Annotated in this window: 17 protein-coding genes; 5 read left to right on the top strand and 12 right to left on the bottom strand. The window is 38.5% G+C overall.

The window, feature by feature from the left end:
• Window positions 1-108 precede the first annotated feature (108 nt).
• The 5 genes from guaA to HGD76_RS17355 form a co-directional block, all read right to left on the bottom strand.
• The gene (gene guaA, locus HGD76_RS17375) at window positions 109-1,731 is read right to left on the bottom strand and encodes a glutamine-hydrolyzing GMP synthase (protein WP_168696523.1); all 1,623 of its coding nucleotides are present in this window, start codon (window positions 1,729-1,731) and stop codon (window positions 109-111) included.
• A 162-nt stretch (window positions 1,732-1,893) separates the two neighbouring features.
• Entirely contained in the window at window positions 1,894-3,009 is a 1,116-nt protein-coding gene (cbiD, locus tag HGD76_RS17370; RefSeq protein ID WP_168634647.1) for a cobalt-precorrin-5B (C(1))-methyltransferase CbiD, read from the bottom strand.
• Between the two features lie 34 nt (window positions 3,010-3,043).
• Window positions 3,044-3,343: a DUF7734 family protein gene (locus tag HGD76_RS17365; protein WP_148765234.1), complete on the bottom strand. Its 300-nt coding sequence runs from the start codon at window positions 3,341-3,343 to the stop codon at window positions 3,044-3,046.
• A 158-nt stretch (window positions 3,344-3,501) separates the two neighbouring features.
• Window positions 3,502-4,092, bottom strand: a complete 591-nt coding sequence (locus HGD76_RS17360; protein ID WP_015081466.1) for a DUF3177 family protein — start codon at window positions 4,090-4,092, stop codon at window positions 3,502-3,504.
• 205 nt (window positions 4,093-4,297) lie between these two features.
• Entirely contained in the window at window positions 4,298-4,543 is a 246-nt protein-coding gene (locus HGD76_RS17355; RefSeq protein WP_015081465.1) for a Calvin cycle protein CP12, read from the bottom strand.
• 446 nt (window positions 4,544-4,989) lie between these two features.
• On the opposite strand from HGD76_RS17355, the gene HGD76_RS17350 reads away from it, so the two are divergent.
• Window positions 4,990-5,568: a Uma2 family endonuclease gene (locus HGD76_RS17350; protein ID WP_015081463.1), complete on the top strand. Its 579-nt coding sequence runs from the start codon at window positions 4,990-4,992 to the stop codon at window positions 5,566-5,568.
• A gap of 55 nt (window positions 5,569-5,623) precedes the next feature.
• On the opposite strand, the gene pgeF is transcribed toward HGD76_RS17350, so the two are convergent.
• Window positions 5,624-6,403 (bottom strand): peptidoglycan editing factor PgeF, encoded by a 780-nt coding sequence (gene pgeF / locus HGD76_RS17345; protein ID WP_168696522.1) that lies wholly within the window; start codon window positions 6,401-6,403, stop codon window positions 5,624-5,626.
• A 92-nt stretch (window positions 6,404-6,495) separates the two neighbouring features.
• Here pgeF and HGD76_RS17340 point away from each other — a divergent pair, with 92 nt between their 5' ends.
• Both HGD76_RS17340 and HGD76_RS17335 read left to right on the top strand, forming a co-directional pair.
• Window positions 6,496-7,308, top strand: coding sequence for a biotin--[acetyl-CoA-carboxylase] ligase (locus tag HGD76_RS17340; protein WP_041458139.1), 813 nt, complete (start codon window positions 6,496-6,498; stop codon window positions 7,306-7,308).
• A 98-nt stretch (window positions 7,309-7,406) separates the two neighbouring features.
• Complete coding sequence (locus tag HGD76_RS17335) at window positions 7,407-9,080, top strand: peptidoglycan DD-metalloendopeptidase family protein (RefSeq protein ID WP_168696521.1); 1,674 nt, start codon at window positions 7,407-7,409, stop codon at window positions 9,078-9,080.
• Window positions 9,081-9,211: 131 nt separating this feature from the next.
• Here the strand turns inward: HGD76_RS17335 and HGD76_RS17330 are convergent, their stop codons facing one another.
• The gene (locus tag HGD76_RS17330) at window positions 9,212-9,871 is read right to left on the bottom strand and encodes a riboflavin synthase (protein WP_148765225.1); all 660 of its coding nucleotides are present in this window, start codon (window positions 9,869-9,871) and stop codon (window positions 9,212-9,214) included.
• Between the two features lie 405 nt (window positions 9,872-10,276).
• On the opposite strand from HGD76_RS17330, the gene HGD76_RS17325 reads away from it, so the two are divergent.
• Window positions 10,277-10,771 carry a bifunctional nuclease family protein gene (locus HGD76_RS17325; RefSeq protein WP_015081458.1) on the top strand — a complete coding sequence of 165 codons (495 nt, stop codon included), beginning with the start codon at window positions 10,277-10,279 and terminating at the stop codon, window positions 10,769-10,771.
• A gap of 726 nt (window positions 10,772-11,497) precedes the next feature.
• Window positions 11,498-12,745 carry a glycoside hydrolase family 10-like protein gene (locus HGD76_RS17320; protein WP_168696520.1) on the top strand — a complete coding sequence of 416 codons (1,248 nt, stop codon included), beginning with the start codon at window positions 11,498-11,500 and terminating at the stop codon, window positions 12,743-12,745.
• Between the two features lie 41 nt (window positions 12,746-12,786).
• Here the strand turns inward: HGD76_RS17320 and HGD76_RS17315 are convergent, their stop codons facing one another.
• From HGD76_RS17315 to HGD76_RS17295, 5 genes are all read right to left on the bottom strand, one after another.
• Window positions 12,787-13,320, bottom strand: coding sequence for a salt stress protein, Slr1339 family (locus HGD76_RS17315; RefSeq protein ID WP_015081455.1), 534 nt, complete (start codon window positions 13,318-13,320; stop codon window positions 12,787-12,789).
• Window positions 13,321-13,519: 199 nt separating this feature from the next.
• Window positions 13,520-14,125, bottom strand: coding sequence for a vWA domain-containing protein (locus HGD76_RS17310; RefSeq protein ID WP_168696519.1), 606 nt, complete (start codon window positions 14,123-14,125; stop codon window positions 13,520-13,522).
• 35 nt (window positions 14,126-14,160) lie between these two features.
• Complete coding sequence (locus HGD76_RS17305) at window positions 14,161-14,766, bottom strand: vWA domain-containing protein (RefSeq protein ID WP_148765215.1); 606 nt, start codon at window positions 14,764-14,766, stop codon at window positions 14,161-14,163.
• Between the two features lie 264 nt (window positions 14,767-15,030).
• A complete protein-coding gene (locus tag HGD76_RS17300) occupies window positions 15,031-17,634 on the bottom strand; it encodes an HD family phosphohydrolase (RefSeq protein ID WP_168696518.1) in 2,604 nt (867 codons plus the stop codon).
• A gap of 129 nt (window positions 17,635-17,763) precedes the next feature.
• Entirely contained in the window at window positions 17,764-18,660 is an 897-nt protein-coding gene (locus tag HGD76_RS17295; protein ID WP_168696517.1) for an ADP-ribosylglycohydrolase family protein, read from the bottom strand.
• Between the last annotated feature and the right edge of the window lie 43 nt (window positions 18,661-18,703).

Below are 18,703 nucleotides of genomic sequence, written 5' to 3'. Positions count from 1 at the left end.
TTTCAAAGAAATGCAATACTTCTTAATTTTAGACTCAAGTTTAGTGGTAATGGGTAATAGTTTTTTAAATTACCAATTACCAATTACCAATTACCAATTACCAATTACCTATTCCCACTCAATAGTTCCAGGTGGCTTAGAGGTAATATCATAAACCACACGGTTTACACCTTTTACTTCATTGACAATGCGGGTAGAAATTGCTTCTAATATATCGTAAGGAATTCGCGCCCAGTCTGCGGTCATGCCATCTTCGCTAGTGACAATTCTTAAAACAATAGGATAGGCATAGGTGCGTTTATCACCCATCACACCAACGCTACGAACTGGTAACAGAACCGCAAAAGCTTGCCAAACCTCATTATATAAACCACGTTGGTTAATTTCTTGACGAACAATTAAATCAGCGTCTCGCAAAATATTCAAGCGTTCGGAGGTGACTTCACCTAAAATACGAATTGCTAAACCAGGGCCGGGAAAAGGTTGACGTTGGACAATTTCTTCTGGTAAACCAATGGAACGCCCAACTTTGCGAACTTCATCTTTAAATAGTTTTCGCAGTGGTTCTACCAGTTTAAATCTCAAGTCTTTTGGTAAACCACCCACATTGTGATGACTTTTAATTTTCACTGCTACCCGTTCACCACTTTTTGGATCAACGTTGGTATCAGCAGATTCAATCACGTCTGGATAAAGTGTCCCTTGAGCTAAGTAGTCAAAATGCCCAAGATCCCTTGATGTCTCCTCAAAAACACTGATAAATTCATGTCCAATGCGGCGACGCTTTTCTTCGGGATCAGTTACTCCAGCAATAGCTGAGATAAATCGTTCCCGGGCATTAACATATTCTACAGGAATATGAAATTGTTCTTTAAATAACTTTACTAATCTTTCGGGTTCTAGTTTTCGCATGAAACCCTGATCAATAAATACACAGGTTAGCTGCTCACCAATGGCTTTATACAGAAGAAAAGCTAGAGTTGAAGAGTCTACACCGCCAGACAATGCTAATAATACCCGTTTGTCTCCTACCTTGGCGCGAATTTCCTGAATTGATTCTTCGACAAAAGCGGCTGTTGTCCAAGTTGGTTCACAGTCACAGATATGGTAAACAAAGTTGCGAATTAAGGCTATACCACCCTGAGAATGGACGACTTCGGGGTGAAATTGCACACCATAGAGTTTTTTGTCATGGTGAGCGATCGCTGCACAAGGAGTATTATTAGTATGTGCCAGTAACTCAAAGCCAGGAGGCATATTTGTGACTGAATCTCCATGACTCATCCACATGGTTGCACCCTCTTCGACATTAGTTAATAAGTCTGTGGGGTCATCTATGTATAGAGATGCTTTACCATATTCACCCCGTTCGGCTTGGATAACTTCCCCACCCAGTTGATTAACCATGAGTTGCATACCATAGCAAACACCGAGAACGGGTATTCCCAATTTCCAAATTTCTGGGTCACAATGGGGAGCGTAGTCGCTATATACGGAATTTGGTCCACCGGAAAGGATGATACCATTGGGGTTGATGTCGCGTAACTGTTCGGCTGTGGTGCGATAGGAAATAACTTCTGAATATACTTGAGTTTCGCGGATACGACGCGCAATTAATTCAGAATATTGAGAGCCAAAGTCTAAAATTACAATTATTTGACCTTTAAGTTTCCCCAAATTTTCTGGTGTTTGAGGTATTTTTTCGGTTGGTAGAGTCACCGCTGTATTCATGCTATGGAGGGTGTGTTGTTAAGGATAAGAAGTCTGGACTGTGATTTTTATGATTTTTGTGATTAATGGTGATAACAGATTAATGAATCATCTAAACAAATTAATTATACAAATCATAGTTAAAAATATTTATTTGTGGTACTTACGATAATTCCTATTAATTTAGCACAATTTTTCCAGTAATATCCAACCAGTTTTACTTTTTACGAGAATTTGGCGATCGCGGTCAAAAAGTACAGAACCACAAGCTATCATGGTTTTACCTTGTTCATTATGGCTATTCATATATTCTTGAGTACGGGTATCAATGCTTTCTGCAATGGAGCTATAAACCTGATTTACCCAATTACTACCACTATTACTATCGAGAATTCTCAGATGCTTTAATGCTGCTTCTGCTGTAGGACTCTGAAAAATGGTTTGAATATCGGAAGACCCCAATCCTAGCATAGCAGAATGGGCAGTTAAAATTTCCCGGCGACCATCAGCTAAATGATGATGAGTGTGAAAGATTCCCCCCGCTAGTTTCATCAATTTACCGTGATAACCAAATAATAAAATTTCTTTTACACCTAAAACATCAGCCGCTACTAACATGGGTCCCAACCAATTCGCAGTTTTTACCATTTGTGCGGGGTTGATACCGAGTTTTTGAGCTAAATCTAGGCCATTTTCCCCAATACAAAAGACCAAAGTGGGAAATTGACTGGCTTTTTCGGCTAAATCAGCACGAAAAGCTGTTAATTGATCTGGTGTACTTAAAGGTTGAGAAATCCCTGTTGTTCCTAATAAAGACAGTCCTTCCACTACTCCAAACGCGGAATTAGAAGTACGGACTGCAAGCGATCGCCCTTCTGGTAAAATAATTGTTACCTTGATTTTTTCCGTCGGTTTTAATAATCGCTGTAAATTTTCCTGGAATAACTTTTGGGCATAACCATAAATTGCGGCTTTCCCCTCACCATTGAGTTGCTTCCCAATCCCCTCTCCACCCTGAATAATTACCGCTTCTCCATCTCCCTCATACCATGCCACCATCGCCCAAATCGGTGTATTCTTTGTTAAATCTAGGTTATCACCTGGATCACTGCGAGTCATAGCCAAAGCCTGATTTTCTGATATTCCTGCGACTTGTTCAATGGGTATTTCGGCAATTTCAGCAGGTGTAATCAAATCTACAGAAGTCACAGTCAGGGGTTGATGATAGCGTAACCAATGCAAAGCCGCAACAGCAGCAGCACAAGCAAAAACGGGCAAAGTGTATCCAGAACGCGACATAGTGATAATTTAAAATTATTCATGATTAATTATCTCACACCCCAATTTCCGATAACAAAATTTGCATATCTTCCCAAGAAATATCTTGTTGAAGATAACGGGGTGAATCAGGATTATAGGGACTTGCTATTCTGTCAATTGCGATAATTGTAGCTGTATCTGGTAACACTGGGACATCTGGATCATAAGCTGTTGGGCGCATTAAAGAACTAGAAAAGCCTTTAAACACAGCAATTTGATCAGGTTCATCATCAATTTTGACAGTGACGATGAGAACTTCTTGGGATTTTTTGACTGTATATTGTTCCAGTCTTTTACCAACAGAGTTATTCATTAATTCAGCAGTCGGAACTACGATTTTTGTGATGAATTTGATTTGGATGATTTATTGATCAGGAAAACAAGTCGGAACTATGATTTGTGTGATGAATTTTATTTAGATAATTAATCCGAATAATCACAGTTCAGAATTTTTTCTAACTTTTCAATTGCTTAATGTGTAGCGGAACGTCCATGTTTACCGAGTTTAACCGCGACAAAATAACTTAAATAAATTACGTAAATTGCTAAAGTCACTATCCCCAAAAACCCTAGAAAAGCAGGTTTGCTATTGTGGTGAAAATAGTCTTTAAAGATTAATGGTGCTTCTAACCAGACACTACAGTAAGGAGTTTTAATCGCAGTTCCTGAAAAAGCACAACCTAGGAAGGGTAAAAGGGCTATTGCTCCTAAACTACAATAAACTGTTGTCGCCCAACGCCAAGAAGTAAAACTTAACTTTAATGGACTATGGGGATAATAGTCAATTTCATCATTGATATCTACCCAAAACCATAGCGCAATTGGGATCAGAATCCGCGCCATTAAAGCAGAGATGAAACTAACTCCAAAGCTACCAATCATTAAGTACATACTAACAATTAATAAACTAGCCACTCGCCAGTAAATCATTAATAAGCGTTGCATTCCTTCAGCTTTTTGCACAAATGCCCAAATTGAAAGAATTAAAGGAATAATCAGCGTAAATAATAACGCTAGTCTATAATCCATCCAAACATAAGGGCGAAACCATACTTGTGTCATAAAGTCAATAACAAAAATAGAAAATTTGTGAATAGATATTTGATAGCGTTAGCTATTCTAGAAAAATTCAGTTTGGGGACTTTTCTCAAAAGCGAAAAACGGGGAGTTTATTCCCCGTCTAGTTCAAATCCATTAATTAATGGAGGTTTAAACCATTGATATTCCAGTAAATTGTTACTTAATGAAAAAAGCACAACTGCTGATTCTAATCTTCGTACAGACGGCACTCATCTGCTTCTGGATTAGCATCACAATATTGTTCCAAAGCGTTTTTAGGCTTGATTTGACGCTGGTGAGAAGCTTCCGCTTGCAATTCTTCTACAGCATCCCAAGCAGCAGCACATTCAGCGGAGTTGCTACCTGAGATATCACATACAGTGCGGGCTTGTTCAAGTTCTTCTTGGATTTTTTCTTGAATGTCCCCAGTAGCTTGTGTTTGGGTATTAGTCATGATTATTTCTCCTTATGTTTTGTTTATACTAGTATAGAAAGAATTTGAAAATTGTAGTTTTCTGTCTCTGAGATCACTAGTTTTACACTTTTGGTGATAATTCCAATGGCTAATATCTTGCAAATAGGCTTTTGGCTCATTCAGCGAGATATGTCTAGAGTATTATCCCATGAATATCATAAGCTGTTATACCTATAACTTACCAGATTTTCATTTTGAATACAGACTTGAAATATCGCTTATAAGCCTCTGATAGTTTAGCGCAAATCAATATATTCGCTTATAAGCTTAAATTTTTATTGATATGAATTTAATTATAACTTTATTTCATGTATACGTTTATTGTCGGTGTAGTAATTTTTAATTAAGCTTAGAGATTAAAATTTAATTTCCCAGATATCATTTTATAATTTATCTAAAGTTGATCTCATCCTCACGAGGTTATTATGACAGCTATCACCGTCAACTTAAACCCTATTATCCAATTAAGTGATCAGCAATTTTATCAACTCTGTCGAGAAAATCCTGAAGTCAAATTTGAACGCAATGCCAAAGGAGAAATATTGATTATGTCACCAACAGGAGGAGGAACAGGAAAACGTAATGTGGAAATTGCCGCAGATTTTGTGTTTTGGAATCGTAAATATAAACTAGGAGTTTGTTTCGACTCTTCCACCTGTTTTAAACTTCCCAATGGTGCAAATCGTTCTCCTGATGTTGCTTGGATTAAAAAAGAAAGATGGGATACACTCACACCCGCAGAACAAGAAAAGTTTTCACCAATTGCCCCAGATTTTGTTTTAGAATTAATGTCACCTAGTGATAGTTTGCAGGAAACGCGAGCAAAAATGCAGGAATATATCAATAATGGAGTTAAATTAGGTTGGTTAATTAATCGAAAAATGCGCCAAGTGGAAATTTATCGTCTTGGTAAACCAGTAGAGATATTAGAATTTCCCCAAGAATTATTAGGTGAAGATATTTTGCCAGAATTTATTTTAAATATGGAAATAATTTGGGGATAGGTTGTTGAAATTCAACAACCGGATCATCTTGGTAAGTCATGGTAATATAATGCTATTATTTACCTGTACTCACAATTCCTGACCATTGCACCTTTTTCTCCCGTTCTCGACGATAAGAAAAGAAATGTTCTGGAGTTTGGAAAGTACAATAGGGAGCGATCGCAATTTGTTGTAAACTAATTCCTAATTGTTCCAATTGCAAAGCATTCACCCGCCGCACATCTAAACAGACCTTTCCCGGTTCTGGATCTTTGATTAAAGGTGAATTCGGTAAATTATGTAAAGCAGCAACTATTTTTTCTGGTTCATAATGTGGTAGAATGGTACTGCCAATTTCCGCAGCTACTTCCACAGAAACTTGGTAAACTTCCCCAGCAATAGCCGGACCCATAGCTACGCGCAAATCCGCTAAATTGCTACCGTGGGATTGCATTCTGGTAATAGCTTCAGGAACAATTTTCGCCGCTGTTCCCCGCCAACCAGCGTGTAAAGCCGCCACCTGTCCAGTTTTCACATCTCCAATCAAAACAGGTGTACAATCAGCAGAAGCCACCCAGACAGCTTGTAACGGTTGCTGACTAATTAAACCATCTGCCAACGCCAAATCATCATCACTGGCATTGACATGATCATCAACTTCCTGGGGAGTTAAAACAGTATTGCCATGCACCTGTTTTAAACGATAAGCTAAAGCCTCTGGTTGTAGTGCCTGAGTTAGTTCATGAGGTAAACGAGGCCAAAACCGTTGGGTAAAGAAACCATGAGACCAGGGTTCTAGAAGATTACAAGTCAGGTAAGGTAGACCTTCCCAATTGTGCCAATGCCAAGTGTGCATCTTTAACCAAACCTCAATAGAAAATTAATTACTTTCAATCAATCCTAACTTGAACAACTGCCAAAAAAGATTTAAAACAATGGTGAACTGTGGTGGAATTTAATCGGCAACTTTTGGTAGATAGCTTAAAAGCAGAATATAAGCATCAAGATTTACCATTTTCTCTACATATTTTTAACACTTTATCTTCCACAAATCAAACCCTGTGGCAACTAATCAACCAAGGAGAAAAACCAGGTTGTGTAGTTATTGCCACCCAGCAAACCGCCGGCAGGGGGCAATGGGGTCGTCAATGGCAGTCTTCTACTGGTGGTCTATATCTTTCAATGGCATTAACACCCAACATGGAAGCTACCAGCAGTTATCAACTCACCTTGGCCAGCGCGTGGGGAATTACAGCGCAATTACGAAAATGTGGTATACCCGTCGGCATAAAATGGCCAAATGATTTAGTATTAGATGGTCGCAAATTAGGAGGCATTTTAACCGAAACCAAAGTCAATCAAGGACATATCACTCAAGCTGTGATTGGTGTTGGCATTAATTGGGCAAATCAAGTTCCAGAAACGGGAATTAATCTGCAATTATGGCAAAATTCCCAAAATTATCAGATGATTCATCACCTGGAAATGCTTACCTCACAAGTCTTACTAGGAATTAAGTCCGGTATCGAGTGTCTACAGGTAGAAGGAATAAACATCCTCTTATCTCGCTATCTTGATCTACTCACAAATATGGGTGATCAGGTTTATGTCAATAATCTTTTAGGTACAGTAGTTGGAGTAACTCCACAGGGTAATCTCCGGTTAAAAATGACAACTTATGATCCAAAAGCAGCCGTAACACCAGAAATTTTTTGCCAACCAGGTACAATCAGTTTGGGTTATCGTCAAGCTTCAGTTTAATGATTAAATTTGTTAAAAATGTCACTTCATAGGATAGTATATCCAGCATGGAATGATATCATTTCTTTAGACTTATTACACACAACACAAGAGAAAAAATGACGCAGCACCATAAATCTGCCCATAAAAATTTTTACTACGGTGGCACGAGTAAACGTTTTGCTTCTAGACTACCAGCACAAAGCCTCTGTTTGTTAAGTAGCTTTAGTCTTCTTGGTAGCGGATTTGTAACTGCTCAAACTGAAACTGCATCAATAGACAATATTGTTCCCACAATTGAGAATTCCCAACCAGCAGTAGTTACAAATCCAGTTCAGAAAGAAACTATTGTTCCTGAAACAGCCAAGCCACAGCCAGATTTTTCTGACCGACAAGCTAGGCTGAAAAAGAAGCTAAATAGCAAAAGTGTTGCTGAATCTACAGAAGTTGTCAGAGATGCTAAACCCAAAGGTGAAAATACTCAACCTACAGCCAGTGTGAGAATTTCCCAGCCCAAAGGTGAAAATACTCAACCTACAGCTAGTGTGAGGATTTCCCAGCCCAAAGGTGAAAATACTCAACCTACAGCCAGTGTGAGAATTTCCCAGCCCAAAGGTGAAAATACTCAACCTACAGCCAGTGTTAGTGAACCTGACCCATTGGTTAAAAAACTCCCAGAAGTCGCTCAAACAACCAATAATTCGCAAAATACTGTCAAGGATACAGAAAGTAGTCTCAAGGATTATAACAACGCTTATATTGATCCCACTGACTACAAAAATGCAACCACAGATAACTATGAACCGCCCAGTTCTGTAGTCGTCACAGAACGTTCTAGCGGTTGTAGTGCAAATGTAGTTCCAGGGCAAAGTGCTTGTGCTAAAACTACCCAAACTCCTGCCGTGGCTAAGTCTAAAGATTCATCACCGACTTGGCTGAAAAAAAGTGAAACTGCTAAATTACCAATCGTGTCCCCAGTGAGGACAGCCATAACTGCAAACCGCAATCAACGTGAGAATGTTGGTGAAGCTGTTGCTACTAGTGTGAGCAAAATTAGTCAACCTCAAAATAATTGGCGGATTTCCAGAACTAACACCAGCAGTCATACAAAGGCTGCCTATCATGCCAATAGCTTTATCCCCAGTCCTAGGGAATTTAGCACGACAAAGGTGAGTTCTATCCCTATTGCTCCCCAAGTAGGTAGTTTACCAGCACCGATGATTGAGGGTAATCTTGCTCCTCGTCCCAGTCTGGTGTCCTATGATTTTTCACTGGCATCTGTATTACCTCAAGTTCCTTATACTAATACCCTGGCTTATCGTGGTGGTGGTGGTTCGGGAATTGTCTTCCCTCTGTCTATGGCTGCACCAATTACGTCTTTATTTGGCTGGCGTGTTCATCCTATCACGGGCGATCGCCGTTTTCACGCTGGTACAGATTTAGGTGCGCCCACGGGAACACCAATTTTAGCAGCGGCTAAAGGTCAAGTAGAATCAGCTAACTGGTTAGGTGGTTATGGTTTAGCCGTAATTATTAATCATAGTTCAGCGCAACAAAGTCTCTACGGGCATATGTCAGAAATCTTTGTTCAACCTGGTCAATGGGTAGAGCCTGGAACTGTCATTGGTCGAGTTGGTAGCACTGGTAACTCGAATGGACCTCACCTGCACTTTGAAATCCGTCACCTTACCCAAAATGGATGGGTTGCTGTTGACCCAGGTGTGCAATTAGAAGGTGGCCTTAGCCAGTTGGCACAAGGCACACAAGGCACGAAAACAGCCCAAGCCCGGTAATTGGGCAGGGGGCAGGGGGCAGGGGAGAAATTTCCTTCTTCTTCCTCCTGAACTCCTGAACTTCTGATAGCGAAGCGTGGCGTTAGCCATACTCCTGACTCCTGACTCCTGACTCCTGACTCCTCTTCTCCTTACAAATATCCGTTTTCTGCTAAGAATGCAGTTGTAATTTCCGCTTGTTGGTGGTGATTATTGCCAGGGGTGAGGAATTTTTCTACGTATTTACCCAGGATATCTCCTTCTAGATTTACCCAACTACCCGCTACTAAATAGCTCAGATTGGTTTCGCTATATGTTAGCGGGATGACGGCAACTGTAAATTGAGATGATTCTGATTTATATTTAGCTACGGTGAGGCTGATACCATTGACAGCAATGCTACCTTTAGGAACTATATAACGAGCGATCGCTTCTGGGGCCACAAAGGTCATTTCCCAGGAACTAGCAGTTTGTTCAGATGTAATTAACTGACCAATTCCATCTACATGACCCATAACAAAATGACCACCGACTTTACCACCCACCCGTAGTGATGCTTCTAGATTGACGTATCTTTGTTGAATTTCTTCTTTGCCTAATGTTGTGCGTCCTAGGGTTTCCGGTGAAGCGGTGGCAATAAATCCATCTTTTAAGATTTCTTCAACTGTCAAACACACGCCATCTACCGCCACACTATCACCATAGGCCAAGTCATGAATGATCATCTCTGGCTGACTAAGATAATTAATCTGCCACGAATCTCCTGTTAAGGGTTTTATGGTTCCTAAACCTTGAATTAATCCTGTAAACACAGCTTTTGGGAAACTAATTTTATTTATTGCTTAATTTTGGCGGAAATCAACTAATAATTCTCGGAAAAAATGTAAAGCCCGTAAGTTTATTTTTTTCCTGGTTTTGGTAAATGAATATTAACATATTAACATCAATCCCCAGGCATACTTGAATTAGGAGCTAAAAGAAAGATGAAGGATAAAATATGAAGGATCAATAAATGAGTTATTAACAAGGTGTGAAATTAGTTTATTTATACCTGATTTCTATGACACCACAGTAAGAGTCAACTAACCATTAAAAATTCCTAAAAAGCTGGTTTGATTTGCTTTTTTAATTTTTAATTTTTAATTCTTAAATTCGGAAAAAAGTGGATTATTTGTTACATATTTCCAAGCGATTAAAGAACTTTAGAGGCTGAACCAATGATAGAAATGAAAGTCGCTGGTATAGCATTAGATGCGATCACTCGCAGCCCGATTGTGCTTCTGAAGGATGGTTCAGATCGTCGCGCTTTGCCCATTTACATCGGTCAGGAACAAGCAAGAGCAATTATGGGGGCAATGGAAAATCAAAAGCCCCCCCGACCTTTAACCCATGACCTAATCGTGAATATGCTGGAAACATGGAATATGACTTTAGATAAAGTTATTATTCATACCTTACAAAAAGATACCTTTTATGCTGCGTTAATTCTTCAGCAAGGGGATGTCAAAAAAGAAATTGATGTTCGTCCCAGTGATGCGATCGCTATTGCACTCCGCACAAATACTCCCATTTGGGTCATGGAAGAAGTAGTGGCTAATGCTTCTATTCCTGTAGATCGTGATGCTGATGAAGCTGAACAGGAAGCTTTCCGCGAATTTATTTCTAATCTTCGTCCAGAGGATTTAATCAAGCGGTTTGGGAATGGTGACTAAGTTGTAAATGCTGAGAATGGAGAAAAAATAAGAAAGTAGCAAAAAAGCCACAATTTCTGGATTTTTCCTCAAACTCAGCAATTATGACCATTTTAGATTCTAGATTATTAGGAAAATGCCGAAAACCCTGAGAAGAAGAGCGGGCTAATTTAATCGCTTCCTTACAGGCACAAACTGAGCAGGCACTATTTTGGATTAAATCCGTCAAATATAGCAATAGACAAGGTAGTTAGGATATCAATTAATATAGCGGTTATTGGTTGAGTGAAATACAAGAACCTCTCCCCCTTTGGGTGGATGCCTCCAACACGCTATGTATTAGCAAAGCTCCACCAAGTGGCACACCAGTCCGCCTACAGTGCTAGTAGTCTGTCAAATTTATTTTGACGGGTTTTTGGTAGTGCGGGCATACTATGGCTAACGCCACGCTGCGCTATCGACAAGTGTTACAGTGAGCTTGCGATGCCCTGAGCTTGCGATGCCCTGAGCCTGTCGAAGGGTCGAAGGGTCGAACTGCTCAGTACAAGTCTTGCCCGCGTGAGCGAGACGCTCACACTACAGTCCATCATTTTTATCTTGACAAACTACTAGTTCACTGCAAGCGGGAAGGAGAATTATCATGTATCTAATTTAAGTGCATACCGCTATAATGAAACTTCGTTCACAACAGGGTTTTACCTCTGACTTCTGAATCCTACTATATCATTGTAATAGTTCGAAATTAAAATGAAATTCAATTTCCATCAATTTGGTTCTCAAAAATTACTGAAAAAGTTATTTCTGCCTTTGTTTTTAATTTCTTTACTGATGGTTTTTTGGGGAAACACTTTCACACCTGTTACCGCACAAGAAGGATCACGTTCAGAAATTCGTGGTGTATGGATGACAAATAATGATCTCGATATTCTTAAAGATAGGACTAAAGTTCAGGAAGCAGTCACACAACTGCAACAACTCAATTTTAACACTATCTATCCCGTAGTTTGGAATTCTGGTTATGTCATGTATCCTAGTGAAGTAGCCAAGCGGTTAGAAATCCAACCGTTTGTCTTTCAAGGTTTAGATGGACATGATATTCTTGCCGATTTAATTAATAAATCTCATCGGCAAAATTTACTGGTAATTCCTTGGTTTGAATTTGGGTTTATGACTCCTCCCAGTTCAGAATTAGCAATGAATAAACCAGAATGGTTAACACAAAAAAAAGATGGTAATCAAACATCTATTAGTGCCGGCGGTGAGGTTTCATGGTTAAATCCGTTTCATCCAGAAGTACAACAGTTTATTAGCGATTTGCTTGTAGAACTTACTAACAAGTATGATCTTGATGGTATCCAATTTGATGATCACATGAGTTTACCTTCTGAATTTGGTTACGATAAATATACGGTCGCCTTATATCAACAAGAAACTAAAAAAATGCCACCCAGTGATCCTCAAAACCCAGAATGGGTAAATTGGCGGGCAAATAAAATTACAGAATTCATGGTGAGACTTAATCAAACAGTCAAACAAATCAAACCGAACATGATTTTTTCTGTTTCTCCTAATTACTATAATCATGCCTATAAATTTCAACTCCAAGATTGGTTGAACTGGGTACGATTAGACATAGTAGATGAGTTAATTGTGCAAGTTTATAAGGAAAATTTAGATCATTTTATTGGCAAGCTTTCCCGTCCAGAAATGGAAGAAGTAAAACAAAAAATTCCTGCGGGAATCGGTGTTATGGCAGGTTTAAGAACTAAACCCGTATCAATTCAACAGATTCAATCTCAAGTTCGTGCCGCCCAACAACGGGGACTGGGTGTAGCTTTTTTCTATTATGAAAGTCTTTGGAATACTGCACCAGAAGCATCAAGAGAACGTTTGGCTGGATTTAAAAGTTTATTTCCATATCCGGCATTACGAACGGCAGTGGAGTCTGGGGAAGGGGAAATAAATCTAACTGTGACTGACAAAATACCATTTTAGTGTGTGAAGGCAAAAACCAGAAATTAGCGGTAAATTGAAATTTAGGAATTAGTTTGTAAATAATCAATTGCGGCTGCTAATTTGTGAGGATAACTTTCAGCAAATCTTTCAAACCATAATCCTTCTGATGATAATGGATCTAATTTAGCTAACCATTGTTTAGCAGGTTTTTCTAAAGCTGCTTTTTGTTTAGCTTGAAGTTTTTCTTGATGAATTTTCTCCTGTGTTAATTCTTCTTGTTTTTGCAGTGCGACCGCCGCATCTTTTGCCAAAATATCAGCTTGTACATCTGCTAATAAGTTATTTACAAATACATCAGATTTAGTATCAGGTAAATGGACAAATTGAATGGTTTGTAAATTATTCTGTGGTTCTGTGGGTTTGGATTGGATATATGCAGTTTTATTTTCAGCCAAATCAGCTTGTACTTCTGATAACAATTTATCTATGAATACATCTGATTTGATTGTGGGTGAAACCGATTTAACTGGGGTTAAATTATTTTCTGGTGCTGTGGTTTTTGGTTCTGTATATTCAGTTTTGAGTTCAGCTAATAGCTTGTCAATGGAATCCATATTTGTAATTCCTAAAAAATATAAGATCCCCGACTTCTTTTTTTATCAAATTATGAATTGATGTGAAAATTGGGGGATCATTTTTAATTTTTAATTCACGACGGTAATAGTACCGCAAGGCGGAAGTCAAAAGTCAAAAGCAATATTCAGCAAGCTTTTTTAATTTTTAATTGTTAATTTTTAATTCCGCCTTGCGGTGCTAGTCATTAATGGCATTGAGGAGAACTTCTGATAAACTCATATCTTCCATATCATCCATTGTGATAGTGTCGCAAATATCAAACTTAGCACCTGCACTTTGCAATTCATCATCCAAGATTTTCAAAAAGCGGGTAGCTTGAGCATCATTACCGACTTGAATAAAGGAAATAGCTAATTCTTCATCTCTATCCAGACGACGAGAAGCTTCAATAATTACCTTCATTACGGCTTTGCGATCATCTGGTTCACCGTCAGTAACTACTAAAATTGTTTCCCCATTGAGTTTAGTTGTCCCGGAGGCTTTGCGTTGCAGATAATCATCGGTAGCGTGTTTTAAAACACCTGCTAAATCTGTTGTTCCTGAAGGATCATTTTCTGTGAAAATTTGTATTACTTTAGCAGATGTGACATTTTCATAACGTTTAAATTTCCCAGAAAACAAGTAAATAGTAATGCCATCTGGATCAAGTTGTTCACATTTACTTGCTAATGCAAAAGTAGATTCTTGTGCTGTTGCCCATCTAGTTCTACCACCTTTTTGATCTGGGGTAGCCATGCTACCGCTTTTATCAATAATTAAGGTGTAATCACGGTTTTCTAGCATGACTAAACTCTCCAGATATTAGGAATTTTTGTTAATTAATCAGTGATGGCATTCATTAAAACATCAGCCAAACTCATGTCTTCTAAATCATCTAAAGTTACGGTATCACAAATATCGAATTTAGCACCAACACTTTGTAATTGATCATCTAAGGCTTTAAGAAATTTGGTGGCTTGAGGATCTGAACCGACTTGAATCATGGAAATTCCTAATTCTTCATCTTTTTCCATTTGTTGGGTAGCACGAATGATAATTTCAAATACGGCTTTGCGATCATCTGGTTCACCGTCAGTAATGACTAAAATCGTTTCTCCATTGAGTTTGGTAGTACCGGCGGCTTTGCGCTCAAAGTAGTTATTCAGGGCATCTTGGAGTACACTTCCTAAGTTAGTCGTACCTGATGGATCATTCTCCTGAAATATCTGGGCTACTTTAGCAGCAGTAACATTTTCATAACGTTTAAATCTGCCGGAAAAAACGTAAACTGTAATGCCATCAGGATCAAATTCTTCACACTTTCTGGCTAAAGCAATGGTAGATTCTTCAGCTATCTTCCATCTAGTTCTTCCACCCGCTTGGTCGGGTGTGGACATACTACCGCTTTTGTCAATAATTAAGGTATAGTCGCGATCGCTCATCATAATCTTCCTATGGTCATTTTTCTATCTCTAGTTTAACCGTTAAGTATGAATACAGCAGGAATAAAGGAGTCAGGAGTCAGGAGTCAGAATGAAGAAGGAAGAATGAATAAGGAGTAAAACTGGCTTGCTGTCTGGCTTTGAATTTAGATCCTGTACCTCATTAATCTGCAATCTGCTGTGATTCATCCGTCCTTATCTGCGTTTATCTGCGTTTATCTGCGTTTGATTATTCTTAAATTCTAATTCTATGCAGATTAATCTTAACTACAAATTACCAGCTTTTGACTTAGGATAAGCAATGCGTTTGTGATGAAATTGTTGCCAAACATCCACAAATATTTGGGCAATTTTTGGCATTTCTTCTCTTGTCAAGCCTGAATCTATTAATTGTTCATCTTGCCATTTTGCTTTGAGAATATTATTCAGCATATTCAATGCTTTTTCTGGAGTTGCATCTTTAAGACTGCGTAATGCGGCTTCACAAGAATCCGCTAACATGACGATTCCTGTTTCCCGTGATTGGGGGATAGGACCATCATAACAAAAATCTGCTTTATCTAGGATGATATGGGGATTTTTTTGGGCTATTTGTTGGGCTTGGTGATAAAAATAAGCGATCGCCATTGTGCCTTGATGTTCGGGAATAAAAGCCTGAATTGCCGTTGGTAAACTGTGTTTCTTCGCCATTACTACCCCTTCCGTCACGTGCTTTTTAATCAATTCGGCACTTTTCCAAGGATCTTGAATTTCTGTTTCATGTTTATTGGGACTGCCAATTTGATTTTCAATAAATCCCAAAGGATCGTGCATTTTGCCAATATCATGATACAGAGTTCCCGCCCTAACTAATTCTACATTACATCCCAATTGTTTAGCCGCAGCTTCAGCTAGAGTTGCCACTAATAAAGTATGTTGAAAAGTTCCTGGAGTTTCCGTAGCTAGTCGCTTTAATAATGGGCGGTTGGGATTAGCTAATTCTGCCAAGCGGATAGGAGTAATCACATCAAATAATGTTTCTAAATAAGGACTTAAACCCAAAGCCACAATACTCCAAGACAAGCCAGATACAGCAAACAAACCTGCTTCTTGGAAGATATACCAACCCGAACCAAATACCCCACCTGTGAGGATTTTTAATAGTAAGAATACACCACCTTGGGTTAAGGCAGAGACAACACCTAATAATGCTAATTCTTCACGCGATCGCAATCTATGAGCGACATAACTACTTAACATTCCCCCCATAGCCCCAGCCAACAATACCAGAATATTTGTATCTGTGGTAATTGGGAGTATCAGCGACAATAACCCCACTACTGTTATCCCTACAGTTGGTCCATAGAAACTGCCTAATAATAAACCAATAGCACTCCAAGTAGTATAGGGTAAACTCATTGCCAATACTCCAGGAACACTGAGGCTAAGAAGTAAAACTAATAGGCGATCGCGTTGTCGCAAATAGTTATGACTTTTTCTTTCTATCCAGACAAAAATCCGAATTCCTCCAGTAACAACCATACCGACAATTGTTAAACCCATCCAATTCACTTGGCGGCCAATCAGGCGATAATGTTCTAATACCTGAAATTTCCATTTAGTAATTTTTTCTCCTTTACTAACAATTACCTCTGCTTTTTTCACCCGGATCATTACAGATGGTATTTGATTAGCTACCAGTTCACCTTGTTGTTCTGTTTGGGCTTCGTCTTGTTTAATATTTGGTTGTAGTACGGCTAATAATAATTTTGTTGCTAGGGGTTCAGCTTCACTAGGTACAGATGATTGCACTTGCAAATTAACTGCATTATTCAAAATAGTTTTAGGTAATCCAGCATATATACCTTGGGCAAGAATTCGCTCGGCAATTTTATGAATCCCATCTTGTGTTTTTAACCAATCATCATCAGTTAAATCTAAAACAATAGGTTCTGTATAAAAATTTTTAAGTTGTCCAGTTTCTATTTGTGATGCTTTCTCAATTGCTTGATTATATTTTTGTCTAACTTGAGAGATTTTGGTAATCAATGCTGAAAAATTAGATTCTGATCCAGTAAATTGATAAGCTTCTAGTTCTGATAATGCTTGAATAAAACTAGCTTCATCACTCTGCTTTCCATAAATAGGAAAAGGTTTAGACAATTGCAATACCGGAAAATTTGATGATATTTGTGGAGACAACAAAAATTTTGAATTTTGCTTTTTTAAATTTTGTTTTCTATTATTTTCTAAAGTTACTTTCAGCTTTTGCCATTCTGATTCAGGAAAAGTCCTAAGATAACGTTGAATAGAAATTGATAAAACGGCAGGATCAAAAAATGGAAACCCGTCAACTATATCCCTAAGTTCATTAGTTGTATCTAAAAATTTTTCCACCTGTTCATTAATTTGTTCATTTATATGGTTATCAATCATGAGAACAGGCACAGATTTATCTATAGCATCTTTTCGTTTCTGTTCTGTTTCTTGCTGATCTTCAACATCATCTGTGAAAGGAGCAGTAAATGTTTGTAAAGCAATATTATCAACTTTTATTCTTGGTTGGTTATATAAACCATGTCCCATTACACTTGTGAGTGATAAGATTGCCAATACCAAAATTATTGAAGAGCGTTTTTGATGTATCCATAGAAGAATAAATTTATCAATACCACGAGTTTTCTTAACTAATTTAACAGTTGATTGTTGTGTCTGTCTCTGTTTGCCTTGTTTTCCTTGATGACTATTTGCTGATAAATACAGAAGTAGATTTTTTAGAAAATTCCCATGCAGTTTATGCTGATACTTTCCTTTTCGGAATAGCACTTTATACTGCCGCTGCCATTGCCTCAGTTGCTGGCTCAAGGATTGCAAAAATCGCTGCGTTTTCATCTTTCCTTCCGCGAAATACCCCAAATATGGCTGATGTCTCCGCCATGCTACCGCGAACGCCACTCTAGCTGGATAAAAAGTTAGGGAGTGATAGCAGTTCCCATTTGACCTTTGCTGAATCAGATCATTTCAACGTCTACGGATAATATGAGGAGCAGCAAAGATAGTATATCCTGTGTCCACAAATTCGCCGCAATTATCGCTCAAGTCATATACTCCAGACCACACCGCCATCATTGTATCGGCTAATGTGAACATTTGGGCAAAACTCTCAAGTCCCCAAGCCGGGGAGTTAGTGACTGACGGAGAAATTTGCCAATTTACAGGTATACCAACTGTACTGTTATACGCGCCTGATAATGCTCCAGCAATTGCACCTGTAATATTTTGATTGGCAAAATTGTGATTTTGATTAGCTCTTAATACGGTCAGGGGAAAGTCTTCTAATGTACTCCCAAAGCAGTAAAAAGCTAAACCAATATTGCTAATTAATTTTTCTGGACTACTCAATTCCCTTTGTGCTGTTTCTAGTCCCGCCCCTTTTTTTAATAAATTATTGACTTTTATTAATTCTTGTGGTAATAAAGTTGATGTTTTATCTAAAAAACTCACTGTTTCCGAAATCAGGCTGTGGGGGTTAAGTTTTTCATTCAGGGATTGAGCGATCGCATATCCTATAATTAAACTAGCATCTCTGATCATCGGCTCATTTTGCCCATTGAATATCCTTTGCACGGCTAAAATATTTTCTCGCATTCTATCGGTATTGTCATGAAAAAAAATCGCCACTGGTAATGTAGCGAGAATTATTTGTCCCCAGAAATTAATATTTGTTTCTAATTCAATACCTGCTTGTTCTTGACGCTTTAACCAGTCATCTACATCTAACCTGCCCAAACTGATTAAACTTTCCGTCCCCAAAACCGCAATTTCACCCAATTTAAAACTATTCTGGCTAGATAAACCCTCTCCCAAGAAAGCTCCCAGAAAAGTTCCCCTAACCCGATTCACAAGAGAATAACGCATAATTTTTAATCGGTGATTGGTAATTGGTAATTGGTAATTACTT

The sequence above is a fragment of the Dolichospermum flos-aquae CCAP 1403/13F genome (genome assembly GCF_012516395.1).
In the GTDB taxonomy this organism is placed as follows: Bacteria; Cyanobacteriota; Cyanobacteriia; order Cyanobacteriales; family Nostocaceae; genus Dolichospermum; species Dolichospermum lemmermannii.
The sequence above is the reverse complement of the archived record's forward strand: the minus strand, read 5'-3'. Positions and strand labels throughout refer to the sequence as shown.